The organism is Bacillus sp. 7894-2 (assembly GCF_002272225.1).
GTDB lineage: Bacteria > Bacillota > Bacilli > Bacillales > Cytobacillaceae > Cytobacillus.
On the sequence record NZ_NPDG01000088.1, the window covers coordinates 30309 to 45283 of the forward strand.

Genomic DNA, 14975 nt, shown 5'->3' on the forward strand with positions numbered 1-14975 from the left:
AGCCTTATTTTTCGAATATTTTCGCCTTTTAAAAAAATGCCTTTTTACTAACTTCTTACAAAAGAAGTTTTTTGTCAAGCAAGAAGGTCTAAGAGTAATCTTCAATTAATTTACGGATTTCAGACATAATCATTTCTGTGGTTTCCTCCGCTGATGCCTTTCTTTCTCGAAGCTCTTTCATATCAATTGGTTTCCCGTAAACAACTTTTAATTTTGAAAAAGCTTTATAAGGACCAATAATGGCGCAGGGAACAACATGCGCTTCCGATCTGAGAGCAAAAAAACCTGCTCCGGCCAGCCCTTTTCGCAGCTGTCCCGTTTTACTCCTAGTACCCTCCGGGAACAGACCTAAAACATTTCCTTCTTTTAGAATTCCAAGACCTTTTCTTAACGCTTCCCTGTCACTCATTCCTCTTTTGACAGGAAAAGCATTTAGATGGGGAACAATTTTCCCTAGGACCGGAACATTAAAAAGCTCTTCTTTGGCCATGAAATATACTGGCCTTGGAGCATTAATGCCGACTACGGGAGGATCCAGATTATCTATATGATTAGAGCAAAGGAGAACCCCGCCTTCTTCCGGAAAGTTCTCCTTTCCGAATACTTCAAATCTGTAAATGGGTTTTAGAACCCCATAGACTGCCGCTTTGGCAAAAGCGTAGAGATTCACTTTGAACCAATCCTTTCAATAGCCAGATCCATTATCCTGTCGACTACCTGCCCAATTGACAATGAGGTTGTATCAATCTCCTTTGCATCAGCCGCTTTTTTTAATGGAGCTACTTCACGTTCAGAGTCCAGCTTGTCCCTAAGAGAGATTTCCTCCTTCAGCTTGTCCAGGTCAGATGAATATCCCTTTTGGATATTTTCGTTATGCCGCCTTAGAGCTCTTTCATCGACAGAAGCCAGAAGGAAAACCTTCACTTCTGCATGGGGCAGGACATGAGTTCCGATATCCCGGCCATCCATTACCACTCCTCCATTTAAAGCAAAGCTTTGCTGGCGCGAAACCATTTCTTCCCTAACCAGCTTATGCATGGAAACAACGGAAACAGAATTTGTCACTTCGGAAGTTCTGATTTCATTTGTCACATCCTGGCCGTCCAGATAAATTAATTGCCCTTTTTCGCCTGGCTGCAGTTCAATAACTGTATTGTTTAAAATCTCCATAAGAGAGGCTTCATCTTCAAGGCTTGTATTTTTCTGAATTGCTTTATAAGTCAAGGCCCGATACATGGCACCAGTATCAATATATATGTAAGATAATTTCTCGGCCACGATCTTTGCTACTGTACTTTTCCCTGCAGCAGCTGGGCCGTCAATTGCGATTGATATACGTTTACTCATAGTTCCTCCTGTGTAACCCTGGCCGCTTTTTCTCCAGGTTCATTCCGATTTATTTTAACATAATAAGTCTTCTTCAGTGCATAAATAAGCTGTATTTTAAGTCTTGCAAATTTTTAAAGCAGTTTTTAAAAATTTCACCACAAAAATAAGCAGGCGCCTGCCTGCTAATTATTTTTTCTGAAAGTTTCAAGCAGTTCAGTAAAATTCTGATCTGTGACACCTTCATACTGTGTCAGCTGCTTTAATTCCGGAAATGCATCCATATGATGAAAGAAAAATTGAGTGATCAGCAGGAAAACAAATTGTACTATAATTAATTTAAGAATAATCCTCTCCACTGTTTTCATCATGGCCATCTCTCCAACTGGAAATATAGAATCAATTCAATAGACTTCACCATCTATTATGAGAGATGAATATAAAAATTATTCCTTTATTCATATTTCCAGGCCTTTTTTCTTCATGGCCAATTGCCTTTCGAAACAAAAACGCAAAAGCAATTGCCTGTCCTGCGGGCTTACCTCCATAAATTGAACAGAAATTAGCGATTTGCCATTTCGGGGTTCAGAGACTCTTATTACGTTACTTTTAAGTTTCAAATAATAATTGACACCGTTTTGCATGGCTAATACGAAATATGTAAGTATTTTCATATTGGCTTTTAAGGAACTGTCCATCTTAGCGATGATTGCAGCCCCGCCTGCACTTATATCATCCGTAACGGATACAAAAGGAGAGAACTCGTTATTTTCCGAATGGATTGCAACATCAACTGGTGTTTCTATCCGGACAAACTGCCGTCTTTGAATTTTCACTAAATGTTCATCCCCGGGATATGATAAAATCATCATCGGGATTTTTTTCTTAACTCTTCCTAGAACTTCGCTTTCAAAAAGATATACCGTTCCATCATCAGCTAAAAAGGTAGCCTTCAGCTGTGTACCATCGACCAGAAATGCAGTTTTATTCGTTTCCTGATTTATTGGATAATCAATATATAAGTTATTTCCTTCTCTTTCGGCAAGCTTACATTTATAATTTTCAGGTTTTTCGGAGTACGTCAATTCGAGCATCAATGCTTCACCAATATTTATCACACTTCCACACTTCCCCATAGTAAAAGGATAATCTTGTCATTTAATTATGAACGCTATATAAGAATCCTGCAATAACATTTTTGCTTCTTTTGAGCAAAAAGACCTAAAAAGAGAGAAAGCCTATCCGGCTTTCTCTACACTACATCTTCATATATTGGTTCTGCATTCTTAAGCTTTTCAACTTTTTCTTCCTGTCCTGTTTCTGCATTTATATAAATCCTGTAAGTATCTTCACCCAATGTGCCCATAAATTCATAACAGGAAACTTCCTGATTCAAATCGTTAATAATTATTGCACGCCTGTCTTCCATGACCTTCAACTGCGGATTCACCTTTGTTCTTGCCTCTTCCGCAGTAATCGCAGGCTCTGGAATTTCACGCTGGTGATGAGATTTTAAATAATCTTCGGCAGAAAAAGCAGTCATCCCGCCATTGTCAAGCGCAATTTTCACACGAATGGAGTCCGGATAAATTCTTACACCCTCCTGATTCGAAACAAAGGTGAATACCCCTAAATTGTCATATTGGGCACTCTCGAATAAATCCAGATCTTTAAAGCCATTGTCCTTTAGAAATTTAACTGCATTATTGCTTGCCTCATTAAGGCTTACTTTTTGTTTCGCCACTTTCCGGTCCAGGATATACCAGATTGGATAGCCGCCTTTTTTGGTAATATCCATGTTTGCTTCTTCATTTGTTTTCTTGTTTTGGATACTCACACTGAAAAATCCGTAATCAGATCCCTTGCCGTTTTCCGTTACTCTGATGTTCACATTCTTCCCCAGACCTGCATAGTGCTGACCGATACGTGCAGCTTCTTTTTTTGAAATTTCTTTGCCCTTCAGATATTTGTAGTTTTCATCCTTTTTCTGCATATTTACAAATGCAGGTCCAAAGTCTGTCTCTCCGTAGCCTTCAACTGTTTTTTCCACTGTTTTAAAGCCATCTATAATGGTATTGTCTGCAGGTTCTTTATTGGACGCGAGAGCCATTTCCACATCCATCCATCTCAAGTTCTTTTCAAGAACCATATGCTGTACTTTACGTAAATCCTGCTGAACATCCGCAGATTGCTTATAAAGCTGTTTGAGGGTTTGGTATTCCTTTTCCGATAATGGCTCCTTCTCTAAATCTCTTACTGCTGTCCGATAACTGAAATCTCCGATATTGGATAAAAACTCTTCGGTTTTATTGAAAGGAAGAAGTGTTAGAGGCAGCTGGCCCACGTCCGAGTGGGCTTCTGAAGTCAATCTCCATACTTCTGCCAATTCAGGTGAGAGTGAAGCTCTCGAATTCATCGCTAAAGTTGTTCCAATTTTGTCATGCAATAGGTCGACTTGATATGTTAAATCATGAAATGCTCTTTGATAATTATTTTCAGCATTAATGAGGATTGCATTTTTCTCCCGGTGTTCCTGATAACCCCAAAACGCTGTACCGGCAACACCCAGTGCAAGTATCCCAATAAGAATTCCTCTAAGCATGATAATTCACCCCTCTATTTACAGAATATATGTTTTCCAATCCGCTTGATTTGCGGCCGTGTCCAAATCCATCCGCTTGTAGCAGTATCCGGATTAAAATAATACAGCGCCTCTCCTGTCGGATCCCATCCATTAATCGCATCCAGTACTGCTTTTTTTGCCGTCTCATTAGGCGTTAGCCATATCTGTCCATCGGCAACAGCAGTAAAAGCACGAGGCTCAAAAATGACGCCAGAAACAGTGTTTGGGAATGAAGCACTGTTTACACGGTTTAAGATAACTGAAGCAACTGCCACCTGGCCTGTATACGGTTCCCCTCTTGACTCTCCATAGACTGCATTGGCCATTAGCTGGATATCGTTTTCCGAGAATCCATTCGGGACATTTGAAGCAGTGGGCTGTTTGGGAGCTTCCTGCTGCTGTGCTGTTCCCCCCGTTGACCCTTGCTGAGGCTTAGTCTGTTTGTCAGTTTCCACCCCGCCATAATGGGTAAATTTATTGCCCTTATTGATTTGTTCCTTCACATACTGTTCATTATATTTAGATGCTTTCACGAGCTTGTTTTTTGTTTCCTGGCCTGCAAGCCCATCAATGGGAAGTCCAAATTCATATTGGAAGTTCCTAAGCGCCCAATAGGTTCCCCACCCAAAGACTCCATCGATCTTCCCGTTGTAAAAGCCTAAATACTGCAGACGTGATTGAAGTTCTATAACATCGTCACCTACAGCCCCGTGCTGAATCACCTGATTTGAAAAGGCATTGGCTTTTTCCATATTCCCGCTCAATGGAATTCCCAGAACACAAAGGGAGATTATGAGTAACACCTTTCCTGCCATAAATTTCTTTTTCATGGATTATAACCTCCAAAAGTCAATCTTTTATCATTGACTCTATTTTTTGTAGTCTCTGGCTTTTTATTCAATAACTTGAATCATTTATTAAGGTTGGCGGCAAATAAAAAAAACCTCCATCAGGAATGGAGGGTTTTCTGTATTTCAAATTGATTATTCATATGCCTTACGCTATGAGCCCTTGCTTTTTTAACTTTTCTTAAGCCCAGCCACCAAAGGAAGATCATAAATGGAAACATGATAAACATCCAATGTTTTAGGGAAATGAGGATATAGTCGTAAATACCGTGAAGGAGAAAAGGTACAAGAAGTGAAAAGGCTATCCATTTTTTTGTAGACGTTGCCGAGAATTTTCCTTTTCCTATATAATAGCCCATAATAACACCGAAGAGAGCATGACTGGAAACCGGGAGCAAGGCCCTCCCAAGTGCGTGTTCCACACCTAGCCCGATGAGATAGAAGATATTTTCTGCAGTAGCAAAGCCGAGTGATACCGAGGCACCATACACAATTCCATCATATGGTTCATCAAAGGTTACTTGCTGATAAATAGTATAGAATAATATAAACCATTTAAAGAATTCCTCCAGCATGCTTGATGATAAAAATGCATCCGCTAAACTGGACTGGAGCACCCCTTCAGCTTCTAAAACGTATTGGATAAACATGATGGGGAACACAAGCAAGGCACCAAACAAAAAAGTTTTAAAAACCATTGATATGGGTTCTGACTCATATTGATCTTTTAAATAAAAATAACTTAATAGTGCCAGTCCCGGCGCGATGCCAGCGGATAATATTCCCAGCATGAGCTGTCCTCTTTTCAATCTGTTTTCTTAATCGTATCATGATATAGAAAGAATTAAAATGATTATTCAAATATTGGAAAAGAAATATTCCGCATCATATTTATTTTTCAAAGCGAAAATTGGGGGATTAACATGGAGAAAAAAAAGATACTAGTTATACACACAGGAGGCACCATTTCAATGAGCGAGGATGCAGCAACAGGTGCCGTAAAACCAACAGATAATAATCCATTAACGGAAAAAACAAAGGAACTTCTGTCCCTTGCAGAATTAATGGTTGAAGAGCCATTCCACCTTCCTTCACCGCATATTACGCCAAAGGAAATGCTTAAATTGAAGGAAATCATTGAAAACAGCCTTGCAAAGGAAGAGATTAGCGGCGTAGTAATTACTCATGGAACAGATACATTAGAAGAGACAGCCTATTTTTTGGACTTAAGTGTGAAAACATCCCTTCCGATCGTTGTAACAGGTGCAATGAGATCGAGTAATGAAATCGGTTCAGACGGACTTTACAACCTCATTTCTTCTATTCGTGTGGCTGCATGTGAAGAAGCAAAAGACAAAGGGGTCCTTGTCGTTTTAAATGATGAAATTCATACAGCAGAAAATGTTACAAAAACACATACGAGTAATGTCTCTACTTTCCAGAGCCCTCAGTATGGGCCAATTGGAATAGTCACAAAGAGAGGTGTATTATTCCATAATGCGCCGACAAATAGAGAATACTACCCTTTGGATACAGTTGAAAAAAAAGTCACACTCATTAAAGCTTTTGCCGGAATGGATTCTTCTTTGCTTCATGCGATAGGGAATTTAGATTTCGATGGTGTTGTTATCGAAGCACTTGGACAAGGTAATCTGCCCCCAGCCACAATTGAGGGCATTAAAACCCTTACTGGAAAAAACATTCCGATTGTATTGGTTTCCCGCTGCTTCAATGGAATTGCACAAGATGTATATGGTTATGACGGAGGCGGAAAACACCTCAAGGACATGGGGGTTATATTTTCAAATGGGCTTAATGGACAAAAAGCCAGAATTAAACTGTTAATTGGACTCCAAACACAGCAAAATATCGAAGAGATTTTTCAAATATAAATAAAAAGGCTGATCCGAAATGATCAGCCTTTGCCGTTTCCGCTCTCTTTTTCAATTATTGCTTTTGCTATTTGTCCGCCGTGAAATCTTCCATTTTCAATAAAAATTTCGTTGGCATTATTTCCTGCAGCTATTACACCTGCAATAAATATTCCAGGGACATTCGTTTCCATTGTTTCAGGGTTAAATTGAGGGCGCCCGGTTTCATCATTAATTTGAATCCCCATATTTCTTAAAAACCCATGATCAGGATGATAGCCAGTCATGGCAAACACAAAATCGTTCTTAATGTCAGAGGTGTTACCATCCACTGTATATAAAAGCTTATTTTCACTGATTTCGTTCACATGTGCATTGAATTCCATTTTAATCACGCCATTTTTCACTAAAGATTCAAACTCAGGCAGAATCCAGGGCTTTATGCTTGGTGAATATTCTGTTCCGCGATAGATCACTGTTACTCTTGCGCCTGCTTTTACCAGTTCGATTGCGGCATCAACGCTTGAGTTTTTCCCTCCGATAACTGCTACGTCTTTATCAAAAAACGGGTGAGCTTCTTTGAAATAGTGAAATACCTTTGCAAGATCCTCGCCGGGAACTTTCATGTAATTAGGATTATCATAATAACCTGTAGCAATTATGACGTTTTTGACTGTATAATCCCTCTTGTCAGTTTGCACTTCAAATACTTCGGGATGTTTTTTTACTACATTTAAAACTTTTTCGTAAGCATTGACCTTAATGCCCTTTCTTTTCACCACTTCCCGGTAATACGTTAGCGCCTGGTTTCTCTTAGGCTTGTAATTTTCCGTTATGAAGGGCACCCCGCCGATTTCGAGTTTCTCACTTGTGCTGAAGAAAGTCTGGTGTGTCGGGTAGTTGTATATTGCATTTACGATATTGCCCTTTTCGATAACTAGGGGGTTTTTTCCTGCTTCCTGAAGGGCTATGGCAGCTGCCAGTCCGCAGGGCCCTCCCCCAACAATAATAGCGTCTATATTCAAGATTCTCACTCCTTAAATGCCAAAACAAGTATTTCATGCTGCTGTCTATAAAAAATCTCCCATCAGTTTATGATAGGAGATTTTTTATGAATATTCAAATGTGGAGATTTACAGTTAAATCCACCCGCGGAATCTTGAAGCTTCCGCCATTTTTCTGACGCCTACCATATACGCAGCCAGACGCATATCGACACGGCGTGTTTGGGATGTCTGATAGATATTATCGAATGATTTAACCATGACTTTCTCAAGCTTCTCTTCTACTTCTTCTTCAGTCCAGTAATATCCCTGGTTATTTTGAACCCATTCGAAATAGGATACTGTTACACCGCCTGCAGAAGCCAGTACATCAGGGACTAGCAGGATTCCCCGCTCAGACAGAATCCGTGTTGCTTCCAAAGTAGTTGGACCATTGGCCGCCTCCACTACAATGCCAGCTCTTATGTTATGTGCATTTTCTTGTGTTATCTGGTTTTCTATGGCTGCCGGGACCAGAATATCGCAATCAAGTTCAAGCAGCTCTTTATTTGAAATTGTATCATTAAACAATTTGGTCACAGTACCGAAGCTGTCACGTCGATCTAAGAGGTAATCAATATCAAGGCCGTTCGGATCATATAACCCGCCATAAGCATCTGAAATACCAACAACCTTCGCACCTGCATCATGCATAAACTTTGAGAGGAAACTTCCAGCGTTTCCGAATCCCTGAACAACAACTCTTGCACCTTCAAGGTTAATGCCTTTTTTCTTGGCAGCTTCCCGAATGCAAATTGTAACCCCTTTAGCTGTCGCTGACTCCCGTCCATGTGAACCCCCAAGTACAAGTGGTTTACCGGTAATAAAGCCTGGGGAATTAAATTCATCAATCCGGCTGTATTCATCCATCATCCATGCCATGATCTGCGAGTTGGTAAATACATCAGGCGCAGGAATATCCTTAGTAGGACCTACAATTTGACTGATTGCCCGAACATATCCGCGGCTTAGCCGCTCTAACTCACCGAAGGACATATCGCGCGGGTCACAAACGATTCCGCCTTTGCCTCCGCCGTATGGAAGATCTACAATTCCGCATTTCAGGCTCATCCAAATTGACAGTGCCTTTACTTCCTTTTCAGTTACATTCGGGTGAAAACGAATACCGCCTTTAGTAGGACCAACAGCATCATTATGCTGGGCCCGGTAGCCAGTAAAGACTTTTACTGTTCCGTCATCCATCCGTACAGGAATTTTCACTGTCATCATACGAATTGGCTCTTTAAGAAGCTCATACACCTCATCAGAATAACCCAGCTTCCCTAAAGCCTTATGTATGACCGTTTGAGTCGACTTTAAAACGTCCAATTTTTCAGCTTTATTTGAATCAGTACCTTTCTCGGCTACCATTTGTAAACCTCCTAGAAAAATCACTTTCATTAGTTGTCCGCTTCCATGGAATAGTATACACCTTTGCCTAATTTATGCAAGAAGAATAATGCAGTTTTCCGCATTTTTTGATATTTTAATGAAAACGCTGTCAGCGTTGGTATTAAAGGGAATTTTCTGTTTACTCCCAGTACTCCTTTTCCCGCTGAAGGGCAAAAGAAACATCCTGTTTCCTTTTGTAAAGAAACAGCGTTATATATAATATTATTGCAGCTGTTTGCCTATATTTGGTTTACCCAATTTTTATATAATTCATGAGCTATTAATGGAGATTCGTTGCTGGATGCAGCGAATGAAGATTGCAAAGAGTGACCTGCATAAAAAAAAGAGGTTGGATCCCCTCTTTCACATTATGAGAAATATTCCACCAGCTTTTTTACAGCATTGGCTTCGATCAGCACTTTCCCATATTCCTGAATAACGTGAATGCTTGTAAAAGCCGAATCACCGTACTCAGCTAATATGGCAATTACCCGGTGAATATTTTCTCCCTCCAAATCTCTTGCATGATAAAAATACTTTTCTTTATAAAAGTATAGGCTTCCTTCCTCAACCTGCACGTTGTTCAGACTATTTGCCATTTGAATTACATCTTCAAAATCCCGGAATTCGAATAATATATCTTCACTGCCATCAACAGTTACCTGCATTTCAATAAAACCATCCTCAAGGAGCTCTTCATCCATCTGCTCCTCCATCGTAACAATCATCACCATTCCCTGCGCCTGCATGGAGAAAATCTCCACTGCTACTGAGCCCTGAATGTCTACACCGAATTCTTCACTTGCTTCTTCCAGCATTTCATGAAAAAGCTGATGCCATTTTAATGAATCCTTCAAGACATCTTCCTTAGTGAGTCCCCTATCATTCAAGTCATCTAAAGTGAGAAAGATTTTGATTTTATTATAATTCAAACGTTCTAAGCGCATTTTAAGCCCCCTGACCTGAACCAACTCTTTGGTTTAGTGTATGATATATTGCTTAGTTTGTGAGTCGTCTTTTTTTCTGTGACTAAAAAAAGAAAAGACCCGGCAATTTAACCGCCAGACCTTTTGTTTACAGGAGCCGTTCTTTAATCCATTTTTCCCATTCTTGCGGAGAACTGCCGGGTATAAACTGTTCATACTTCATTTTTTCTTCATTACTTAGGGAATCAATGCCGAATCCCCCAATGCCTACATGGATGTTACCATAAGTCCCGGTAAGCCTCTCTGAAAGTTTAAGGGTTTCCGGCACATTGGACTTCATTGTACAAGACAGGAATAAAAACTTGGGTTTAACCACTCCAATTACAGTGTCAATATCTTCGTCAGCAATGCTTGTCCCCAGGTAAACAACCTCAAATCCTCTTCTCCGCAGGAATAACGTAAAAATTAAAAGTCCTAATTCGTGAGCTTCTCCAGGGCCGCAAACTGCTACTACCTTTGGCAGAACCCCGTTATGCGGAAAGGAATGCAGAATCATCCCTATTCTTGATCTTAATATGGACGAGGCAAAGTGCTCATGAGCACTGGTAATTTTCCCATTCTCCCATAGATGTCCAATTTCCACTAATAGAGAGCCTAGTATATCAATTAGGACTTTATCTATTGTGTAAAAACTAAAAGCCTGATTAATCAAATCATGCGCTTTCGATTCATTAAAATGAAGGAGAGCTTCAAGAAGCTCATTGGCAAGGGCACCCGACCGGTCTCCTTCCTTATCCATCTGAAGCGGCTCGGCATTTAATTCCTTGTTCTCCAGAAGGGAAACAGCCTGGCTGATGGAAAAGCCCTGATCTACTTTCCTGATCAGCCATTTTAATATTTTGATATGCTCTTCGGTGTATAGTCTGTGGCCGGATTCATTTCTCTTTGGAGCAACGATTTGATATCGCCTTTCCCACGCCCGTAAGGTTCCTGGCTGAATGCCGAGCACCTTAGAAACGGCCTTAATATTATATTTACCTTCTTCAGTTGCCATGCTAAAGCCCTCCCTTCAATGCTAATTAGCAAATATCGCTGGACAGCGATTAAATTTCAAAAATTATCCCTGCTTAAAAAGTATAAAAATGACCGTAAGAATTGTAAAATCTGGATGTGTTTTCATTTTGAAGCTAAGATATCAGTTTTTTTAAGGTGATGAAGTGAGTTTCAGACTTTGCCCCCAGCCTTAAAGGCACTCCAGTCGTACCATAGCCGTTGCTGATCAGAATTGTTGTTTGCGGCAGCACTTTTATCCGTCCCTTTTCATAAGGGCTATATCCCAAAATATGTATTTGTCCCCCATGCGTATGCCCGCTTAAGACAAGGCGAATATTTTGTTCTTTTTCTATACTATTAACGATTCGCGGATCATGGCTGACGAGAACCCGAAATCCATCAGAGCCTGCATCCTCAAGTGCAAGGTCGAGCCGATCCCTCTCTTTGCTGAGATCATCTGTACCCAGCAGGATAAAACGCTCACCTTCCGCAGATTCAAAGGCGAGGGCAGTGTTATCTAGAATTTTAACTCCGCATTCGAGGAGGAGGGCGTCGAGCTGATGGTAATCCACTTCATAATCATTGTTTCCCCACACGAAATAGACAGGCCCGCATTCCATCAAACTCAGCAGGTTTTTCTTTACTCTATCAAAAGGAACTCCTTTTTCCAAGAGATCACCGCCAATAATCACCAGATCAGGTTTCTTCTCTTTTATCTCCCCGATTATGGTTTCTGATACTGTCCTCCTATGAATATCAGAAATAAAAAAAAGCTTTATTTCACCAAAGCTTTCCGGAAATTCAGGAAAGGTAAGCTCTTTATATATAATTCTATCTGCAAATGCCTCCCTAAGCATAAACAAAAGTAAACCTGTACCGCCAATTAAGGTTAAAGCTATTAAGTATATCATAAATCCTCCTGCCATCAATCGCCTTTACTCAGTCTCCAGCAAAATTGAATTTCTTGAAATCTAAAGAAATAATACCATAGATTGCCGAAAAACAGAAAAGGGCAAACGCTTCCCATGGCGAAAGGACTGACAAAGTAAAAAAGCACCCCATCAGCAATAAGATCAGAACAGTCCCAAACAAAGCATTGCTTTCTTTCGATGACTTGATATTTTTAAAAATCCCGGCAGTCCGTTCAATGATCATCCTAATGATTTCTGCGTTGGCTATAAAGGAGATAAGAAAAAAAGTCATTCCCAGAACAAAACCTGCAGGCTCGAGCACAAAAATCACAATCATATCTGAAATGCCCATGGGAATAGACACCGGAAAAAATTTTATATATAAAATGCCGCCAATAAAGCCTGTCACCAGCTTCAGCAAAATAATAAACAATAAAAATCCCTCCCATACAGAGTGTATGAGAAGGATTTATTTTGTTGACTATATATACATTAATCTTCTGTAATATCCAGAACACGGAAACCTGATTTTTCAAGCCGGCTGATGAACTTATCCATATTATCATTTTTCTCTACTTTCATCACAATGCGGCGGACCAGCTTGTCTGTTTCATCAAAAGTAACAAGAGATATGATGTGTTCATGGAAATAATGGGCGATTTCGGCCAAACGGGCAATTCGCCCTTCTGCTTCCACAGAGGTAAACGCAATCCTGACACCGGGTTTATTCGTCCCGAAAGCAGATTGAAATTGAGCCAGAACATCAAAACGGGTGACGATCCCCAGGAATTTACGGTTTTCGCCCAAAACAGCAAGTAAAGGAAAATCCTTTAAATCCAGCAGTGTTTTTTCAAAAATTTCATTTCCCTGCAAATATTGCTCCTGATGTGTGGCAATATCTTTTACGAGTGTTCCTCTAAGAAACTCTTCCTTTGATTTTCCTGATAAAAAGAAGTTCTCATATATTCCATACCTGGTAATTATGCCGGCATATTGATCTCCATCCAACACAGGAAGTCCATCGATCTGGTTGTCCTCAAGCAAATCCAGAGCATCTTTCAATGCTTCATCCTGTCCGATTGTTTTACAGTTATGCTTCGGAATCATAATACTTTTCACAAACATTGCCATCACCTCAAAAGTAATATTAATTAGACCTACCATTTATTTCGCCATTTATTCAACTTTTCCCTCTTTTTATTGGAGTAAACGATCATAAAACCACTGTGGATCTCATAAGTTTCAATGACGCATAAAAAGGAGGGATTATGATGAATACACTCCGTAAGACCTGGCACCCATATGTTAGCCCCTTTGACCCCTGCACTCCAATTAAGGTCAAAACTTATTCCACACCTCCGAACCTTTATATGGGATTTCAGCCGCCGGGACTGGAACAATTTACACCAATGCAGGCCTTAAAAACAGGAACTCTGTGGAAGGCTTTCTATGATCCATGGTACAGTCCCTATGAAAAAGCCAGGGAGGGACAGCAGTGATGAAACAATTACCCGCAGATTATTACCAGCTTCTTGAACAGCTTCAGGCTGTAGACTTTGTACTTGTTGAGCTGACTTTATACCTTGATACGCACAATAATGATACAGAAGCCATTAAGCAATTCAACCATTACGCAAAAGAACGGAAAAAGCTGAGAAATGCCATTGAAAGCAAATATGGTCCATTAATGCAATTTGGCCACAGCTATTCGGGACAGCCATGGAATTGGGATGATCCCCCGTGGCCATGGCAGGTATAAATTGATTTTCAGGCGCCTTCTTAATATGGAGGCGCTCAAGGCTTACTAACGGACTTCCAAAGGAGGCTGAGAATAAAATGTGGGTTTATGAAAAGAAACTGCAATATCCGGTGAAGGTGAGCACTTGCAATCCTAAACTGGCAAAGTATCTAATTGAACAATATGGGGGTGCGGACGGAGAACTTGCTGCCGCTCTAAGATATTTAAACCAGCGTTATACTATTCCGGATAAGGTCATTGGACTTCTTACAGATATTGGAACAGAGGAATTTGCACATCTGGAAATGATCGCTACAATGATTTATAAATTAACGAAGGATGCTACGCCTGATCAAATGAAGGCTGCAGGCCTGGATGCCCATTATGCTAACCATGATAATGCCCTGTTTTATCATAATGCTGCAGGTGTGCCTTGGACAGCTTCTTATATCCAGGCAAAAGGGGATCCAATAGCAGATTTATATGAAGATATCGCCGCAGAAGAGAAAGCAAGGGCAACCTATCAATGGATTATAAATATGAGTGATGATCCGGATCTTAATGACGGACTCCGGTTTTTAAGAGAAAGAGAGATCATCCACTCCCAGCGCTTCAGAGAAGCCGTTGAGATTTTAAAGGAAGAACGGGATAAAAAGAAATTCTTCTAAATACTTAACAAAAAGAAGCAGGCAGGCTGCTTCTTTTTTCATTTGTTCTCATGATAAAGGTTTATATCATAATTTTTTTTCATCATTTCGAAAACGTTATGGCGATTTTTCCATTCATCTTCTTTTTTCCAGAGATCTTTACTCTTATCAATTATTTCACACCTTAGTGCATGAAATTCTTTTTCTGCTTTATCTCTTTTTTCTCTCAGAAGATTCATAAACCCATAAACGCCAACCGTAAAAACAAGTAAATAGAAATTAGCAGACTGTTTGACAAAAGCCGAAAACATTGATGCAAACGAGTAAGAGTAAGGCTGCATAACACTTTTATAAAGATAAAAAAAGAATAAAAAGGATATAAAAACGGTCGCCCACATGGCAATTAAATGCCAGGACTTGAATCGATCAAACCTTTGTTTTCTCTCCACAACTTTCTCAAGCATTTTTCTTGTTGCCTGGTCTGTACGTTCGTCAAGCATTCTAATCGGCGATTCCAAAAACGCTCCCTCCCTTTCATAACAATGTATGAGCTTGTACATTGTTCTATGACTGGGAGATAAGAAAGCAAAAAATGGT

19 protein-coding genes are annotated in these 14975 nt (G+C 40.1%); 4 read left to right on the forward strand and 15 right to left on the reverse strand.

Annotated features, from left to right (window positions below; genetic code table 11):
• Nucleotides 1-88: 88 nt before the first annotated feature.
• The 7 genes from CHI10_RS13075 to prsW form a co-directional block, all read right to left on the reverse strand.
• Nucleotides 89-670 carry a lysophospholipid acyltransferase family protein gene (locus CHI10_RS13075; protein ID WP_095244701.1) on the reverse strand — a complete coding sequence of 194 codons (582 nt, stop codon included), beginning with the start codon at nucleotides 668-670 and terminating at the stop codon, nucleotides 89-91.
• Nucleotides 667-1347, reverse strand: coding sequence for a (d)CMP kinase (gene cmk, locus CHI10_RS13080; RefSeq protein ID WP_095244702.1), 681 nt, complete (start codon nucleotides 1345-1347; stop codon nucleotides 667-669). Before cmk ends, CHI10_RS13075 begins: the two co-directional genes overlap by 4 nt.
• 164 nt (nucleotides 1348-1511) lie before the next feature.
• A complete protein-coding gene (locus tag CHI10_RS13085) occupies nucleotides 1512-1697 on the reverse strand; it encodes a YpfB family protein (RefSeq protein WP_386852051.1) in 186 nt (61 codons plus the stop codon).
• Between the two features lie 87 nt (nucleotides 1698-1784).
• Nucleotides 1785-2444 (reverse strand): flagellar brake protein, encoded by a 660-nt coding sequence (locus CHI10_RS13090; RefSeq protein ID WP_095244703.1) that lies wholly within the window; start codon nucleotides 2442-2444, stop codon nucleotides 1785-1787.
• A gap of 134 nt (nucleotides 2445-2578) precedes the next feature.
• On the reverse strand, nucleotides 2579-3928 hold the full coding sequence (gene ypeB, locus CHI10_RS13095; RefSeq protein WP_095244704.1) for a germination protein YpeB: 1350 nt from the start codon (nucleotides 3926-3928) through the stop codon (nucleotides 2579-2581).
• A gap of 14 nt (nucleotides 3929-3942) precedes the next feature.
• Nucleotides 3943-4779, reverse strand: a complete 837-nt coding sequence (gene sleB / locus CHI10_RS13100; protein ID WP_095244705.1) for a spore cortex-lytic enzyme — start codon at nucleotides 4777-4779, stop codon at nucleotides 3943-3945.
• Nucleotides 4780-4898: 119 nt separating this feature from the next.
• Complete coding sequence (prsW, locus tag CHI10_RS13105; RefSeq protein WP_095244706.1) at nucleotides 4899-5588, reverse strand: glutamic-type intramembrane protease PrsW; 690 nt, start codon at nucleotides 5586-5588, stop codon at nucleotides 4899-4901.
• A gap of 132 nt (nucleotides 5589-5720) precedes the next feature.
• On the opposite strand from prsW, the gene CHI10_RS13110 reads away from it, so the two are divergent.
• On the forward strand, nucleotides 5721-6689 hold the full coding sequence (locus CHI10_RS13110; RefSeq protein WP_095244707.1) for an asparaginase: 969 nt from the start codon (nucleotides 5721-5723) through the stop codon (nucleotides 6687-6689).
• 23 nt (nucleotides 6690-6712) lie between these two features.
• Here the strand turns inward: CHI10_RS13110 and CHI10_RS13115 are convergent, their stop codons facing one another.
• The 7 genes from CHI10_RS13115 to CHI10_RS13145 form a co-directional block, all read right to left on the reverse strand.
• On the reverse strand, nucleotides 6713-7693 hold the full coding sequence (locus CHI10_RS13115; protein WP_095244708.1) for a YpdA family putative bacillithiol disulfide reductase: 981 nt from the start codon (nucleotides 7691-7693) through the stop codon (nucleotides 6713-6715).
• Between the two features lie 114 nt (nucleotides 7694-7807).
• Nucleotides 7808-9082 carry a Glu/Leu/Phe/Val family dehydrogenase gene (locus CHI10_RS13120; protein WP_095244709.1) on the reverse strand — a complete coding sequence of 425 codons (1275 nt, stop codon included), beginning with the start codon at nucleotides 9080-9082 and terminating at the stop codon, nucleotides 7808-7810.
• A gap of 389 nt (nucleotides 9083-9471) precedes the next feature.
• The gene (locus tag CHI10_RS13125) at nucleotides 9472-10050 is read right to left on the reverse strand and encodes a genetic competence negative regulator (RefSeq protein WP_095244710.1); all 579 of its coding nucleotides are present in this window, start codon (nucleotides 10048-10050) and stop codon (nucleotides 9472-9474) included.
• Nucleotides 10051-10177: 127 nt separating this feature from the next.
• A complete protein-coding gene (locus tag CHI10_RS13130; RefSeq protein WP_095244711.1) occupies nucleotides 10178-11083 on the reverse strand; it encodes a MerR family transcriptional regulator in 906 nt (301 codons plus the stop codon).
• A gap of 133 nt (nucleotides 11084-11216) precedes the next feature.
• Nucleotides 11217-11993 (reverse strand): metallophosphoesterase, encoded by a 777-nt coding sequence (locus CHI10_RS13135; RefSeq protein ID WP_095244712.1) that lies wholly within the window; start codon nucleotides 11991-11993, stop codon nucleotides 11217-11219.
• A gap of 28 nt (nucleotides 11994-12021) precedes the next feature.
• Nucleotides 12022-12426, reverse strand: coding sequence for a hypothetical protein (locus tag CHI10_RS13140; RefSeq protein ID WP_095244713.1), 405 nt, complete (start codon nucleotides 12424-12426; stop codon nucleotides 12022-12024).
• Between the two features lie 59 nt (nucleotides 12427-12485).
• Entirely contained in the window at nucleotides 12486-13118 is a 633-nt protein-coding gene (locus CHI10_RS13145; protein WP_095244714.1) for a CBS domain-containing protein, read from the reverse strand.
• A gap of 146 nt (nucleotides 13119-13264) precedes the next feature.
• Here CHI10_RS13145 and CHI10_RS13150 point away from each other — a divergent pair, with 146 nt between their 5' ends.
• From CHI10_RS13150 to cotJC, 3 genes are all read left to right on the forward strand, one after another.
• Entirely contained in the window at nucleotides 13265-13492 is a 228-nt protein-coding gene (locus CHI10_RS13150) for a spore coat associated protein CotJA (RefSeq protein ID WP_076260414.1), read from the forward strand.
• Nucleotides 13492-13752: a spore coat protein CotJB gene (locus CHI10_RS13155; protein ID WP_048008141.1), complete on the forward strand. Its 261-nt coding sequence runs from the start codon at nucleotides 13492-13494 to the stop codon at nucleotides 13750-13752. Before CHI10_RS13150 ends, CHI10_RS13155 begins: the two co-directional genes overlap by 1 nt.
• 77 nt (nucleotides 13753-13829) lie before the next feature.
• Nucleotides 13830-14399 carry a spore coat protein CotJC gene (gene cotJC, locus CHI10_RS13160; protein ID WP_061792468.1) on the forward strand — a complete coding sequence of 190 codons (570 nt, stop codon included), beginning with the start codon at nucleotides 13830-13832 and terminating at the stop codon, nucleotides 14397-14399.
• A gap of 38 nt (nucleotides 14400-14437) precedes the next feature.
• Here cotJC and CHI10_RS13165 read toward each other — a convergent pair whose 3' ends face one another.
• Entirely contained in the window at nucleotides 14438-14896 is a 459-nt protein-coding gene (locus tag CHI10_RS13165; protein ID WP_095244715.1) for a YpbF family protein, read from the reverse strand.
• Between the last annotated feature and the right edge of the window lie 79 nt (nucleotides 14897-14975).

Coding starts and splice junctions, on each gene's coding strand:
- cmk (WP_095244702.1), bottom strand. CDS start 1,347: ATGAGTAAACGTATATCAATCGCAATTGACGGCCCAGCTGCTGCAGGG.
- CHI10_RS13085 (WP_386852051.1), bottom strand. CDS start 1,697: ATGATGAAAACAGTGGAGAGGATTATTCTTAAATTAATTATAGTACAA.
- ypeB (WP_095244704.1), bottom strand. CDS start 3,928: ATGCTTAGAGGAATTCTTATTGGGATACTTGCACTGGGTGTTGCCGGT.
- sleB (WP_095244705.1), bottom strand. CDS start 4,779: ATGAAAAAGAAATTTATGGCAGGAAAGGTGTTACTCATAATCTCCCTT.
- prsW (WP_095244706.1), bottom strand. CDS start 5,588: ATGCTGGGAATATTATCCGCTGGCATCGCGCCGGGACTGGCACTATTA.
- CHI10_RS13110 (WP_095244707.1), top strand. CDS start 5,721: ATGGAGAAAAAAAAGATACTAGTTATACACACAGGAGGCACCATTTCA.
- CHI10_RS13120 (WP_095244709.1), bottom strand. CDS start 9,082: ATGGTAGCCGAGAAAGGTACTGATTCAAATAAAGCTGAAAAATTGGAC.
- CHI10_RS13125 (WP_095244710.1), bottom strand. CDS start 10,050: ATGCGCTTAGAACGTTTGAATTATAATAAAATCAAAATCTTTCTCACT.
- CHI10_RS13130 (WP_095244711.1), bottom strand. CDS start 11,083: ATGGCAACTGAAGAAGGTAAATATAATATTAAGGCCGTTTCTAAGGTG.
- CHI10_RS13135 (WP_095244712.1), bottom strand. CDS start 11,993: ATGATATACTTAATAGCTTTAACCTTAATTGGCGGTACAGGTTTACTT.
- CHI10_RS13145 (WP_095244714.1), bottom strand. CDS start 13,118: ATGTTTGTGAAAAGTATTATGATTCCGAAGCATAACTGTAAAACAATC.
- CHI10_RS13150 (WP_076260414.1), top strand. CDS start 13,265: ATGAATACACTCCGTAAGACCTGGCACCCATATGTTAGCCCCTTTGAC.
- CHI10_RS13155 (WP_048008141.1), top strand. CDS start 13,492: ATGAAACAATTACCCGCAGATTATTACCAGCTTCTTGAACAGCTTCAG.
- cotJC (WP_061792468.1), top strand. CDS start 13,830: ATGTGGGTTTATGAAAAGAAACTGCAATATCCGGTGAAGGTGAGCACT.